This window comes from Rhodopirellula sp. SH410 (genome assembly GCF_055811895.1).
In genome coordinates, this window is sequence record NZ_CM147949.1 from 1,969,841 (window position 1) to 1,984,098 (window position 14,258).

Sequence of the window (14,258 nt, forward strand, 5' to 3'; positions counted from 1 at the left end):
TCTGGTTTCAATTTAACGAGTCGACCCCGTGGCGCAAGGTGCTCCCCAACTTGTTGACTGCTTTTACATAACTATGCTTGGCGAATGGCCGCTGCGCTGCCATACTGTTACCCCGCCTCGCAGCATCTCGCATGCGAAACCCCTCTTTTTTGCGTTCGTCTGGAGAACCCACTCCGTGGCCAAGATTTTGCTTTTTCCGCTTCGTTTGGCCGTCGGCTACGGGCTATCGCCACGCATTCTCGGATATCTGGCAGTTGCGATGCTGGTGATTCTGCGGATCACCATCGGATTCCATTTCCTCAGTGAAGGAACCGAAAAGTACGCGCAGGGCGATTGGTCGGCCAAGCCGTTTTTTGCCAATGCGAAGGGCCCCTTTGCGGCCGATTTCCGCCAAATGGTCTGGGATTATGACGGTGCCACACGCCTGGATAAGAAGCAAACGCAGATTATCTGGGCGACGTATCGCAACAACGTGGGCGACCATTTTGGCTTTGATGCCAAGCAAAAGGCGGCTGCCCAGGACAATTACATCACCGCCGTTGAGCAATACGAGTATGTGATCGAACTCGACGCCAACGCGATCCAAGAATACAGGCTCGGCCTGGATCGAATCGCGGAACTCGATGCCGATCCTGTTCGCGATGGGGTGACCTCCCTCGGCGGGCAGCGTGAGATGGTCCGAAAAGAGCTCAATAGTTTGATTTCGGCCACGTTGGAACAGATCGACTTGATCTGGGAAAATTACGAAACCGCTCAGAATCAGCTTGCCACCGACGAACAGCTTGCCCAGCATCCCTCGTACAAACTGGTACGCCCGCGACTGGCGATGATGGATACAAGCGTCATTGATGGCATGATCCCCTATTTCGACATGGCGATGGGGTGGCTGTTGATCCTTGGACTGTTTACTCCCGTCGCGGCTTTGGCGGTCGGTGTGTTCCTGTTTTCAGTGTTCCTGAGCCAGTATCCACCGACGACAGGACCGGGGTCCTCGAACTACCAATTAATCGAGAGTTTGGCATGCTTCGTACTGGCCGCCACGGGTGCCGGACGTTTTGCAGGACTCGACTTTTTCCTGCACCTGATCGTACGAAAAGTGTACGGTCCGGGCGAAGCGGCACGGACCGTTTAGACCACCTCTCCCCACCTCTAACAACACTCCTCACGGGACCTTGACTGCGATGGTTGATAAACTCTCTAAAGACCAACGTGACGTTGGCGAATCCAATTACTACAACGCCGTGGGTAGTTATTACGACGTCAACCGCCGTGACTTTCTACGCGGTGTCGTCGCAGCCGGAGCTGTCGGCGGGGCTGGCGTCGGGGCCGCCTACTTCGGTTACGAAAAAATCGCCGATCCCGTCCGCGTGGCCGTTATCGGCACCGGTGACGAAGGCAACGTGCTGATCGGTGGCTGTAACCCCGAATACATCGACGTCAAAGCGATCTGTGACATCCGGCCTTTCGGACAGCACCGGGCGTTTCATGGCGATTGGTCCAGCTCATCGGCCCTCAAACGCCGGCCCGGACTGATCAGCGTCGCGGGCTACAAAGACGAAGCCGAAGCGAGAAAGAACGTCAAAGTCTATGACGGCACGACAACCGGCGGCATTATGGAGTGCCTCGATAACCCCGATATCGAAGCCGTCATCATTGCCCTGCCACTCTGGCTGCATGCTCCCGTCGCCGCCCAAGCGATGAAGCGCGGGCTGCACGTGCTGACTGAAAAACTGATGGCCCGCAACGTGGCTCAGTGCAAAGTCATGTCGCGGATGGCGGGTGAACTCAAAGATAAAAACGGCAATCCGATCCATTTGGCCACCGGCCACCAACGCCATTACAACATCAAGTACGAGAACGCCGTCAACCTGATCCGCTGGGGATTGCTCGGGCAACTGCACCACATCCGCGCCCAGTGGCACCGTGGCAACCTGCCGGGCTCAGATAGCTGGTCCATGCCGATCCCCGGTGGCGAAAAAATTGCGAATGGTGGGGGAACCTTCGATCGCATTGCAAGCGATCTGAAGTACCGTCAAAAGGCACTCAAAGAGGCGAAAACCCCCGATGATATCATGCGTCTTCAACAAGAGGTGGCACTGTTCACCGCTTGGGATGCAGACAAAAACATCGATCCGAAGGAGTTTGGCTACGAAGATTTCTCCGTCGGCGACAAAATGTTCTCCGCCGAAGAAGAACTTCATCGTTGGCGTCTGTTCCAACGCACCGGCGCGGGACTGATGGCCGAGCTTGGATCACACCAACTCGACGCCGTCAGTATCTTCCTCAGTTCGCTACGGGACGACGGCAAGAAGGCTCATCCGCTGACCGTCCACGCTGTCGGTGGCCGTGAGATCATGCCCTTGGATCGCGAAGTCCGGGACCACATTTACTGCATGTACGAATTCGCTGGACCGGAATACCCCGCGTCCTTCGATGTCGGCTACTACGACCGCGTCGAGGACTATCCGAAGTCCAAAAAGACGAAATCCGGATATGAGCAGATCGACCCTGTTGCAGGCTACAACAACGATCCCAACAAGAAAATTGTGGTGACCTATTCGTCGATCAACGGCAACGGTTTCGGTGGCTGGGGCGAAGTCGTGATGGGCACCAAGGGAACCTTGGTCATGGACAAGGAAACCGACGTCTTCCTCTACCGCGATAGCGACACGAGCAGCAAGGCAGGGGTTGCGAAGAAGTCCAGCGGTTATGCCCTGGATACTTCCGCATCCGGTGACTTTGCCGCCCCCGTTGCTCAGGCCGCGACATCAGGTCCTGTCAGTCGTGGATATCAAGAAGAAATCGAGCACTGGGCGTACTGCATCCGTAACCCCGACCCAGAAAACCACCCACGCTGCTACCCCGCTGTCGCAATGGGCGACGCTGTGATCGCGCTGGGGACGAACGTGGCCTTCGCCCGCGCCGATCGGGGCGAAAGTGGTTACATGAAATTCGAAGAATCGTGGTTTGATGTCGATGACGATGCCACCCCCGATGGCAGCGATATCGCTGCCGAAACCGAGTTCATGAAGAAGCCGGTCGCCTAATCGCCTCGGTTAGTTCCGGCGGCAGCGACCGTAGATGCAAATCTCGCTGAGGGAATGCGATTTCAATTCCCTCAGCCTGGAATGCTTGGTTGATTGCCGTGTGCAATCCATGGATAGAGCTCAAGCGATTTTCCAAATCTGCTAAATAGCACCGCAGCACGAGATTCAAGGTGGAGTCCCCGAACCCTTCAAAGGTGACCACCGGTGATGGATCCTCAGCGACCCACTCAACCTCGGCGCAGACCTTGCGCAGTACCTCGCAAGCGTGATTGGTGTCGCTGCCATAGGCGATGCCCACATTGATCACAATGCGGTTGGTCGTGTCGGTCAACGTCCAGTTGATCAATCGGCCGGTGATCAAGTCTTTGTTGGGGATCACCAATTCTTGGCGGTCCCAGTTCGTAATGGTGGTTGCCCGCATCTGAATGCGCGCCACCACGCCGGTGGTGTCTCCGAGTGTGACAACGTCGCCAACGCGGATCGGTTGCTCAAAGAGCAGAATGAGCCCACTGACGAAGTTCGCAAAGATCTCCTGTAAACCGAATCCTAGCCCCACGCCGAGGGCAGCGACCAGCCACTGAATGTTGTCCCAGCGCAGGCCCAGTGTTTTCGCACTCATCGCCAAGCCGATGAACATCAACAGGTAGGTCCCGAGGGTGGTGATGGCGTAGCGAACCGGCTTTTCCAACGGCAATCGCTCCAACAACACCGCTTCGATCAATCCCGGCAGGTTGCGCACGGAGGCCAATGTCAGCACTAGAATCGGGATCGTCTTAACCAAATCTGCCAGCGTGATGTAGCCGATTTCACCTTTCTCGTTGACGCTCGACCATAGCCGAATTGCTTCCAAGTAGCCGACCGCGGGGAGCACAGGTGACCAGATCCAGGCGATGCCAATCACTGTCCCGATTGCGAGAAACGTACTGACGAGACGACTCGTTTGGGCGTTAATTTCCGACGCTTCCAGGCTCGCTGTCGGTTCGACGTCCACGCCGGTCAGCCCCAAACGCTCGGATTGCTCAATTCGCTCGCGATGGACTGCCCAGGCCAGTCGGCGCCGCTGCGTGAGCAACCATCGCCGAGTTGCCCCGCTGATAAAGAACACGAGGATGAGCAAACAAAAGGTATAGTAAAACTGCCGGATCAATACTTCCGATGCACTGCCATAGCCCATCATCGAAGTGATCGCAAAGACGATCGGTGTCCAAACGATGGGCAGAAACCAAATGTTTCTTAGACGCGCCAACCAGCCGTTGGGATGCTCTCGAATGGAAACGGAGAAGATGCCCCTGTTTGGCTCGAGCGTCCGCCACAGCACCACGCTCAGCAATACCATCCCCGACATCAACATCACACGACTGAGTGCCTGGGTTAGCTGATACCGTCCCAGTTGAGTCGCGGTGACATAGAGAATCAAAAGCGGCAGACCGATATCGATCAGGATTCGGAGCCACCGCCTCAATCCGCGAATTGAATCCTCGTCAGTCCGAAAGTGCGCGATGGCCAGGCCCTCGGGACGTAGCCATTGGCGAAGTAGTTCGATAGGGCACACCGCGATCGCGGCAATCGAGAGCGCGTGTGAAATCGCCCGGACAATGGGCTCCTCACCTCCGGACGCAGCGAACGCCTCGCTACAGATCCATAAGATGGCAACGAGCGGTAGCATCAATACGAACGACCACAACGATGTTGTCAGCGTCGGCTGGAGCGATAGGTTCTGGCGACTCGATGCCTTTTTGCCGAGTTCGATAATGAGGCGGCGCAGTCGACTGCCCAAAAACACAATGGTAGTAAACGCCAGCAGACCAATCGCGATGAGAAGAGGGCGTTCCCAGAAACCCCAGCCCAATCGCACAGCCAGCAGGCGAATGTATCGGGGGCGAACCATCCACCGAAACGCTTTCCATGCTAAGGGGATGTCGCCGAGTTGAAACATGGAGTCATTGCGAATCCAAATGACATGCGCATCAATCTCCGCACTCAATGCCGACAGAGTCTTGCGTAGACCCTCGAGCTCACTGCGGCGCTCGGCGAGTTTCGTAAGGTGAGTCTGGAGATCGAGTATGAATTTACCCAGCAGTTCCGCCTCGGCCGTCGGCAGATGGTTCGATGTGCGATTCATTCCCAGCAGCACGCGATCGGAGAACATCTCCATCGGCAACTCACCGGCGACCGAATCGTCCATCCCTTGCAAACTCAGTTCGAGTTGTCGCTGGAGATCGCGGCGTTCCTCGATGAGCCCGTCGATGACATTAATCTGGCTGCTGATTTGACCAATCGACGGCAATCGATTCTTCATCAATTGGAGTTGCAATCCCATACTGCTCGACAATCGCTCGCCCCCGCGTTTGGCCTGTGCGATTTGAGCTTGCGTTTCAGCGAGCTGGGCCGACCACTTGACCGTCTCTAACTTTTCTTTGGCGAGGTTCCGATCGGCTTGATCGGTTTCGCCGATGATGTCGACCCACAAAGTTTCCAGTCGCAGGATTTGTGACTGATCGGCGTCTCCGCCCGCACCCTCGACTTTCTCCTTGTATCGCCTCAGTGCTTCCTTAATTTGGCTCTGCCGCCGGTCCTTCAACAGACTCGACCAGCGGTCGTAGATCAGCTCCGCTTGCTGTACGTTGCGTTGTTCGGCGGCGAGTTGAAGGGGCAATAATTCGGCCTGCGCTTCGTGCAGCAACTGCTCTCTTAGCAATCGGTTCAGCCGCAGTTTGGCGGCTTCTAGTTGTGCCGTCCGCAGTGACTCATGCACGAATCGGACACGCCCGTCGGGGTCGTCGTTGAACTTGCCAACCGACGACGCCTCGATGGCTTCGATCTCGCGGCGAAGCGAGGTGATCTCCGTGGGCAATTTTTCCAATCGCGTCGTCCGCGCCGAGATCGATGCTTCGGCTCGGTGCAATCGCTCCCGGGCCTCCGCCAGTTCCGTCGTTGCCTGCAGTTCGTTCTGTTTGACTTCATCGATGGAAAGAAACCGCTCATCGATGGGTTCGAGTTCAGCCAACGGCTTTCCAGCGAGCCGCTTCGCGGCGGCTTTGTCCGATTCGATACTCGCCAGCGCTTTCTCGACGCCCGCCAGTGAATCGGCGGTGGCCCGTTGATCGGTGTAGACCTTGGTGAGTTCCTGTAGCGCTTCCAGCACGAGGTCCCGCAGCATCGGGTCGATCGATTCGTCGGCCGTCACCCGCTCGATCTCGGCCGCCACGGCGTTGGCATTGGTCAACGGTGCATGCTCGACCGGCTTTGCCTCGGCGTCCGTCACGCCGGCTCCGGATGCGGTCGCGCCCTCACCCTGGAGGGGGCTGACGTAGGCAACCTGCTGTGTTGAAGCATGACGTGCCTTAGAGCCGGGCGGCAGCGCGAACGCTCGCGTGCCTACGAGGCACCCCGTGATGGCAATCATCGCCATGAGGACATGTGTTTTGACGCCACACGGCTGGGCAGGCAGTGCGGTGCAGGAGTGATAAACAGAGCGATTGCGTCTTTTGAGTGTCAACATAGGAACCAGTGTCGGAAATCGAGCACACTACTCGAAAGCCCAAAATCACTGCGATCGCTCTTGAAACCGACTCGTTGAATCTGTTAGCCGTTCAGATCATGGATAAGTCCTTTCATCATTCACGCGTTCCCACCAAAGCCGTCATGCGAATCGATCGTCAATGCTTCGGCATCGTGCTCAGCATGAGCCTCAGCGTTTTTGCATGGATGAACGCAACGGCTCAGTCTCCGTCGACGTTAAAAACTCAAGGTCAGTACGTCCTGCTGGACAACGACCAGGTGCTTTCGGGGACTGTTTTTCGCCAAGGTACGTCGGTCATCGTGCGACGCGGCAATGAAGCTGAATTGACGCTGCGGGCCGCTCAAGTCATTGCCGTGGCGGAGGATCTACCGACGCTCTACCAGGCCAGAATCGAGTCGCAGCGGCGACGCTCGTCGGCGACCCTGGTCGAGCGAATCAGCGACGTCCGGTGGTGCATCGACAATGCCATGCCTGCCCACGCCACCGAAGCCCTGATGAGCGTCTATGCTGTGGCGCCGAATCATCCTGTCGCCATCCAGCTCGAAGGCCGCTTGCGACGTTTGCTCGAACAGCCCACGCCGTCCGCGCCGGCGACCATCGCGACCGCCCAATTCAGTGACGACCCGTTCCGTCGCGATCTCGCCGGTAGAGATGCCGTTGAAAGCGTCGGATATACCGAACCCGAGGCGACCCACAGCCCTGCGCCACTCGATTCCCGGACGCTCGTCCATGCCTCGTCGGCGCCCGCTTCGCTACACGAATTCACAGCCAAAATTCAACCGATACTGCTGTCTCGCTGTTCGCAGTGCCACCATCAACAATCCGGTATGGCGACGAAGTGGAACCTCGACCTGCCGCCTGGCGGAGCAATGCGGCTGACCCAGCGAGGCAGCCTCGTGAACCTGAATGCGACGCTGCCCCTCTGCAATCCGAACAACCCAAAACAAAGCAAACTCTACCTGCAGGCGACCACAGCCCACGGCGGCACACCGACCGCGAAGCCACCTATCGCCGAACACGAGACCAATCTAGCGAGAACGTTAGCTCACTGGATCGCTACCCTCGATGCACAGCCGCCCGAAGCAGCCCCTGCACCCAACAATGTGGAGCCGGCAGCTTTCGCAACGAAAACGAAAACGAAAACGAAAACGAAAACCAGCTTCCCACCGCTCAGCCCAATCAATCCCGCCGATGTGGCTTCGTCCTTGGCCAGTCCTGAGCCGTTCTCGACGATGCCTGAATCACCTAGCGACCCAAAAGCGGATCGCGATCCTGACAATCAAGGCCGCCCCTCTCGCCTGCCGTCGGTCGACAACCCCAATGACGTCGAGCAGTTCAACCGCCAAACGCGACTCCGCCGCCGCCTCGGACTGCACTAGAACGCATGCGCGGCGATGCCCACGTGGCGAAACGAAAGACGGGATCGAATGCGTCTATTCCGTCTCGCCTCTCCATCACGCTTCGCGGGAGAAAGGGGGTGACGGTGAGGGGGGGCAGGTTGAGCACATGCCCTGCGGCTACGAAATAGAGCCAGAGGACGGGGAATTGAAAAAGCGAACCAGGAGAATGAAAACGGCCTGACAAGCCTGTGGTGTCTTGCAGGGGTTCATTCCCATTGAGCTCCTCGCGATGAATCATGCGAGCCAATGAGCCGTATCTCGGCTAGCAATCAGTCCACACGGGTTGTTGGATTGCGCAGCGAGGGCTTGCGGACTTCCAGCGGTGGTGGTCGCAGTCGATAGCACGCTCCATAACGCGATCACGCCACCGAGGAACAATGCTAAGGCCGCGATACTGCCGGCACCCAACGCAACTACCAGCCACAGCGGGATCGCACTTGCACCCATGCTCGCCTGGGAGTGGTCGGCCTCAACGGGTGCGAACCCAACGGGGTTGGGAGCAGCGCTCTGCAGCGGTGTGGACTGTCGATAGGGATTGTCTGCAAGGCTGTCGAAATCGAGCGAATCGGGTATGGCGTGCTGAGCCGGTCCTGCATCGAGCGATGCAGTCGTGAGCACGGACGGCGTCGGCGCACTCGTTGGAGCCGGTGTCGGTTGGTTGTTCTCTGGCGGAGCAGAGTTCGGCGGCGAGGCCTCCGGTGTCGATGCGTTTGAGGGTGGCGTGGGTGCTGCTGGAATCGTGAGGATTTCCTGGCACGCCGGACAACGCGCACGCCGGGCCTGCACCGCGGGCGTCGTCCGAAGTCGTTTGGAACATTGGCTGCACTGAATGACTATCTTTTCGCTCATCTGCGATCCCGTATTCTGTTTTGGAAGGCTTGGTTAGTGCCCCGCGGTCGACCATGCCGAGTTGGGAGCGTTCGCCGACTTACTTTCCGCTCAGCGACTGAGGCAGTTGGAAGACTTCGACTAAACTGCCGATCGGAGCGCCGACGGCGGCGCAGTGGATACCGTCGGGCGAGAATGCGACGTATCGAACGTACCCTGAATCGCTCATTGTCATCTCTTTCAGAATTTGTCCGGTAGCAACATCCCACAGCGTGATCTTGCCCGAACTGCCTGTTAATAATTGCTTTCCGTTGGGCGAGAATGCCGCCGACCATTGAATCTGTTTCCCATCGCAGGTGGCAAGTTTCTGGCCGGCGACCGTATCCCACGTTTCCATCTTGTAGGTGTCCCCCGCACTGACCCGTTTGCCATCCGACGAGACCGCAACACTTTGGCCGCTGCCCCGTGCTAAATCCATTTTCTGAAGCAGTTTGAAATCGTTGACGTTGACCAGCACGGCGTTTCGGGTATCGCAAATCAATGCCTGCGCATCATCGCTGGAAAAGTGAAGTGCAGCCGTCGACCCGAAACGGAAGTCGCGATAGCGGGCAAGAATATTGCCGGTTGCAAGTTCCCACAGACAGGCATCGCCACCGGAATGAGCACTCACGACATGCTTGTTATCCGATGAGATGGCAAGCGCCTTGACCTCTCGTTGGTCGATTTTGAAACGGTGCTCGGGAACCGGTGGCTTGCCTGACACCCGCTTCCAAACCAGTACGTACCCGTTCTGGGTGCCTCCCAGAATACGACTGCCATCGGGCGAAACCGCCACGCAGGTGCGGGTACTTGCTTCCCGGTCGTCGAGCTTGAACACCTCAGACTTGCCCGTGTCGATGTTCAAGAAGCTCACGTTATCACTCCCGAACGTAATCAGTTCAGAACCGTCGCGTGTGAACACGAGACCTTTGTAACCCCATGATCCCGATCGGAACTGTCGGATCGAACCCGAGTCGTTGGTGGGCGGCACATTGATCTTCGAGACTCCAAGATCGGTGGCTGAACGATTCGACGCGCCACTCGGACCCCTCACCAACAACTGATCCAAGTTCAAGGATACAGGCAACGACTTGATGCTCAGTTCAGTGCCACTATCTTGGCTTGGCGATTTCGTGGCGTCGGCAGATGGATCCGGATCGAATTCAATCGACCCCTTCATACTCGCTTTTCGTTGCTGCTCGACGAGGCGTGCGGCTTCCGCTTTGGCGAGTTCAGCCGCGAGTTGTGCTTTCGTGACGAGCGAATACTTCAGCTCAGTAGGAATCGTCAGCGTGATGTTCTCCTGCGAGATCAGAACGTCGGCATGGTATTCGAAATCCAGCATCAGACCCGTCTTCTGATTGAAGTGCCCCGTCCCGGTACCGACGACCTTTAGCATATCGGGCTCCCCATGCGACTTGCTCGGAATTCGGAGCTCGTAGTTTTTCGTGACCTCGACGATATCTCCGTGACGCGCACCGACACTAAGCGAACTTGATTCCGTTCCCGTATGAGACTCGCGTGGCGTCCCTCGATCAGGAGTCGAACGCATCCACGGGCGTCGAAAGCGGTCTGGCAGGCGGGCATAGGGATCCAAGCGAGACGAGCGATTGCCCTCGGGATCGATCTCAATCGTGATCACTCGCTGCTCGGCGATCCGCCCGGGAGCATGGTTGGGGAGTCGCTCAATCCCGATTTCGGCGGCATTGCCGAGCAGGTAGGGTAGCGCCGACCGATTGTCGAGTTCGGTGGCTTGTCCCAACGAGTCAAAAAATGCTTCACCGGAGAAATGGGCGTGACGTGGTGGCTGGAATCTCGCCATTTGTCCGAATCCACGCGGATCCTTTTGGCGAGTTGATTCCATCCAGAAGTTTGAAAACTTCATTTCGCGGGCGGGCGTGCTGCCGATGCCACCGGGACCGCGAGTCACCTTCAGCAGCACAACCGCGGGACTCACCTTGGCAATCAAATCCGGTGGTGGCAGAACATTCGGTTTGCTGTCGAACTGAACCGGGAGATGATGACGGCGTGCTAAGTTGGCGACCTCCTGGGCGGGAATGGCGAATCCGACCTCCGAAATCCCCAGCCCTGCCAACAGAGCATTGGCAACGCCGATGACATGACCGGAATTGTCGATCACGGGGCCACCGCTATTTCCCGGGTTGATGCTCGCATCGATCTGCAATCCCGAAGCCCCGTGGGGGCCACCCTTGCCTGAGACCTCACCCCGTGTCACCTTCACCGACTCGCCCAATAGATCGGACAGCGGGAACCCGACGACGCGTACCTCGTCGGCCAATCGCACATGATCGGAATCGCCCATTTTCAGGAATGGGAACGCTTGTCCTTCGATTTGCAGGGCCGCCAGATCGAGGTTGTCATCGATCGCGATCGCTTTTGCTTCGTATGTGTCGCCACCCTGGACAACTTCGATACCGGTCGCACCATCGATCACGTGTGCGCAGGTGATGAGGATGCCGTTGGGGGTGACCAGAAATCCGCTGCCCGTCCCTTCGTTGACGGGCTCGTCGATCGTTGACGCTGCCGGTTTCCGACCCGTGGGACTCAATGTATTGCGTCCGTTAAAAGAAACCACGCTCGAGCCAATCTCGGCACTCCCGGAAAACTGGTAGACAAAGGATTCCTGGGCAGGCCATTGGTACGCCAATCGCGTTAACGCTTCGGAGGAGTGCTGTTGGTTGCTTGGCTCTTCAGCGTTGGCCACGGCGGGTGGGCTGGTTTCCACAGCGGTGTCCGATTCCGCAGAGAGGGTGGGCGCGGTCGACGTCGGTTCGGATTCGTGAACGCCTGCCGTGTCGGTGGCAAGTGTCGCGGCTAGCGACGGCTCCGTGCCGGAGGCGGGCTGGGACTCCGATTGGCGTGCGTCCGCGGTCGCGTCGAGTTGCACGCCCGGTTGCACCGGAGTGTTCGTCGCCAGTGGCGCGGCACCACGGGTGGGCTGCGCCGGTGATGGATGCGCCGGTGATGGCTGTGCCCCGGCGGCCGTGTCTGCGACGGTTGCGGAATCGCTGAGGCGTTGCGAAAGATAAATCCCAGCGGCGACTAACAGCATGCACAGGCCCATCAGGGCGGTCGTGGAAATGCCAATCAACGAGTACGTGACGATGCGATCGCGGCGGCGGGCAGACGAGTCCATACGATTTACCTCAGAGTTGCAAAATCGGGGCACTCTCGGATCCTTGGGATCGGTGCGCTGGAACGGATCGGCAAGGGACGAGGCCCGGGCTCGAACGCGGCGCTAAGGATGGGCGAGTGACACCCCCATCATAGCGAGTCCCTCGGCCGAGTGCATGAGACGCTCGACCGAGAGCCCCCGCGCGTAAGACGCTCGTGTGATTCGAAACAGGATCCGACTTTCCCGAAAGCGCGTGTTGCTAGCTGAAACCCAGCGGTCCGCTGTGCCAAAACCGGATCGCTCGGATCGTTTTGCCCACCGATTCTGCCGAAGCGTCATCGGTGAACGTGGGGTTCCACAATAGCTCGACTTAGGCCCCTGCGGTGCGAGTTGGAATTTGCACCAACACGTCCGCGATCGAGTACAGTGGAGAGCACCCCCCTACACTCCGAGGATCGCGGGAACCGCGCCTGAATCATCCGCGTCCTCTCGTCGTGGATCCGATTCAAGATCGGGTGACGGCGGATCGGTAGCAAAATCCGCTACGCTAGCTATTGTCCCCATGATCTCCAGCACTTTGATGAGTACCGATATGCGACGGCATGCCTTGCGAATCCCCCTCTTGGTCGCCGCGATATTGGTGGCAGGTGTCGTTCGTGGCGAGCGTCCGAACATTTTGATCGCGATTTCGGATGATCAGTCATACCCACATGCGTCGGCCTATGGCGACGCGGCCGTTCGCACACCCGCGTTCGATCGCGTCGCGAAAGCGGGCGTTTTGTTCAATGCGGCCTTCACGCCGTCGCCAGGTTGCAGCCCGATGCGAGCAGCGTTCCTGACGGGCCGCGAGATTTGGCAAATTCGCGAAGCGGGAACCCACGCCAGTTCTTTCCCCACTGACCTACCTGTGTTTCCCAGCCAGCTAGAGAGGTCCGGCTACCGTGTCGGCCTGACCGGCAAGGGCTGGTCGCCCGGGAAAGCAACCGACTGGCCCCATAACCCTGCTGGGGCGGACTACGGAAAAAGAAAACTAGATAGCCCGTCGGGAATCTCTAACAAAGACTACGCGGCCAACTTTGACGATTTTCTTGCCACACGTGACGACGACCAGCCGTTCTGTTTCTGGTACGGCGGCCATGAACCGCACCGCGGCTACGAGCCTGGCATCGGCGAGCGGAACGGCATCGAAGTCGATAATGTCACGGTCCCTGGGTTCCTGCCCGATGCACCGGAGGTGCGATCGGATATGGCGGACTATCTGTTTGAGATCCAGTGGTTCGATCAGCATCTCATGCGCATGCTCGATCGTTTGGACAAACTCGGCGAACTCGAAAATACGCTGGTCATTGTCACCAGCGACAATGGCATGCCGTTTCCTCGCGCCAAGGCGAATCTGTATGAATACGGGATTCATATGCCGCTGGCGATCAGTTGGCCGGCCCGCATCGACGCGGGTCAAGTCAACGATGATCTCGTCGGTTTAGTGGACGTAACGCGAACGATTTTTGCCGCAGCGGAAGTCGCTCCCGAACAATCCGATCAGCTAGCCGGGTTCAATCTGCTGCCGCGAATTGGCAGTGCCGCCAACCGAGTGCCACCACTGCGATCAGCGGTATTTAGCGGTCGCGAACGGCACTCGTCGTCCCGGTTCAACACGCTGGGGTACCCCTGTCGCTGCATTCGAACCCAGGATTTTTTGTACATCCACAACTTCCGTCCCGAACGTTGGCCAGCGGGTACGCCACGCAAGTATGAAACCGCCAAGTACGACGTCGATGGTGAACTCGTCTCGGCGACGCTCGGCAAAGATCACGGTGGCTATCACGACATTGATAGCTGCCCGACACTCGACTACATGATCCAACAGATCGACGATCCCGCAGTCGGGAAACTGCTCGATGCGTCAGTGGGACTGCGACCGGAGCACGAGTTGTACAACATCGCCCATGATCCAGCGTGTCTGCATAATTTGGCGAATGACCCCAACTTCCAGCCTGTGTACGAAGACTTGTCACAGAGGTTATCAGAATACTTGGTCGCCACCGGGGATTTGCGAGAGACCGATTCGCATGCGAGTGAAGTTTGGGAAACGTATCCGCGCTACAGTCCACTGCGTTGGTTCGAGACACCCGAATGGGCCAAGGAATCGCCGGAGAAAATACCCCAGCAAAATTGGGTCGAAAAGAGGCGACCGCACTGATTCGTTCTCTGTTGCGTCGACGCGATGGTCGACGCTTCCCGCGAGAGAATTCAATGGGTCAGTTGATTTTTGGTTGACATCGGTT

The 14,258-nt window shown here is 58.0% G+C and carries 7 protein-coding genes; 4 read left to right on the forward strand and 3 right to left on the reverse strand.

Annotated features, from left to right (window positions below):
* The first annotated feature begins 175 nt into the window (after window positions 1-175).
* Both SH410x_RS07435 and SH410x_RS07440 read left to right on the forward strand, forming a co-directional pair.
* Window positions 176-1,132 carry a DoxX family protein gene (locus SH410x_RS07435; protein WP_473675856.1) on the forward strand — a complete coding sequence of 319 codons (957 nt, stop codon included), beginning with the start codon at window positions 176-178 and terminating at the stop codon, window positions 1,130-1,132.
* 49 nt (window positions 1,133-1,181) lie between these two features.
* Complete coding sequence (locus tag SH410x_RS07440; RefSeq protein ID WP_473675857.1) at window positions 1,182-3,047, forward strand: Gfo/Idh/MocA family protein; 1,866 nt, start codon at window positions 1,182-1,184, stop codon at window positions 3,045-3,047.
* Here the strand turns inward: SH410x_RS07440 and SH410x_RS07445 are convergent.
* A complete protein-coding gene (locus SH410x_RS07445; RefSeq protein WP_473675858.1) occupies window positions 3,025-6,549 on the reverse strand; it encodes a mechanosensitive ion channel domain-containing protein in 3,525 nt (1,174 codons plus the stop codon). The genes SH410x_RS07440 and SH410x_RS07445 overlap by 23 nt on opposite strands.
* 98 nt (window positions 6,550-6,647) lie before the next feature.
* Here SH410x_RS07445 and SH410x_RS07450 point away from each other — a divergent pair, with 98 nt between their 5' ends.
* Window positions 6,648-7,949, forward strand: a complete 1,302-nt coding sequence (locus SH410x_RS07450) for a hypothetical protein (protein WP_473675859.1) — start codon at window positions 6,648-6,650, stop codon at window positions 7,947-7,949.
* 255 nt (window positions 7,950-8,204) lie between these two features.
* Here SH410x_RS07450 and SH410x_RS07455 read toward each other — a convergent pair whose 3' ends face one another.
* Together SH410x_RS07455 and SH410x_RS07460 are read right to left on the reverse strand one after the other, a co-directional pair.
* Window positions 8,205-8,819 carry a hypothetical protein gene (locus tag SH410x_RS07455; protein ID WP_473675860.1) on the reverse strand — a complete coding sequence of 205 codons (615 nt, stop codon included), beginning with the start codon at window positions 8,817-8,819 and terminating at the stop codon, window positions 8,205-8,207.
* 79 nt (window positions 8,820-8,898) lie between these two features.
* A complete protein-coding gene (locus SH410x_RS07460; RefSeq protein WP_473675861.1) occupies window positions 8,899-11,994 on the reverse strand; it encodes a trypsin-like peptidase domain-containing protein in 3,096 nt (1,031 codons plus the stop codon).
* Between the two features lie 541 nt (window positions 11,995-12,535).
* On the opposite strand from SH410x_RS07460, the gene SH410x_RS07465 reads away from it, so the two are divergent.
* Window positions 12,536-14,173 (forward strand): sulfatase family protein, encoded by a 1,638-nt coding sequence (locus SH410x_RS07465; protein ID WP_473675862.1) that lies wholly within the window; start codon window positions 12,536-12,538, stop codon window positions 14,171-14,173.
* The last annotated feature ends 85 nt before the right edge of the window (window positions 14,174-14,258 follow it).

Bases quoted from the DNA above. Each gene is read 5' to 3' on its own strand.
- SH410x_RS07440 (WP_473675857.1), top strand. From the start codon at position 1,182: ATGGTTGATAAACTCTCTAAAGACCAACGTGACGTTGGCGAATCCAAT.
- SH410x_RS07445 (WP_473675858.1), bottom strand. From the start codon at position 6,549: ATGTTGACACTCAAAAGACGCAATCGCTCTGTTTATCACTCCTGCACC.
- SH410x_RS07450 (WP_473675859.1), top strand. From the start codon at position 6,648: ATGGATAAGTCCTTTCATCATTCACGCGTTCCCACCAAAGCCGTCATG.
- SH410x_RS07455 (WP_473675860.1), bottom strand. From the start codon at position 8,819: ATGAGCGAAAAGATAGTCATTCAGTGCAGCCAATGTTCCAAACGACTT.
- SH410x_RS07460 (WP_473675861.1), bottom strand. From the start codon at position 11,994: ATGGACTCGTCTGCCCGCCGCCGCGATCGCATCGTCACGTACTCGTTG.
- SH410x_RS07465 (WP_473675862.1), top strand. From the start codon at position 12,536: ATGATCTCCAGCACTTTGATGAGTACCGATATGCGACGGCATGCCTTG.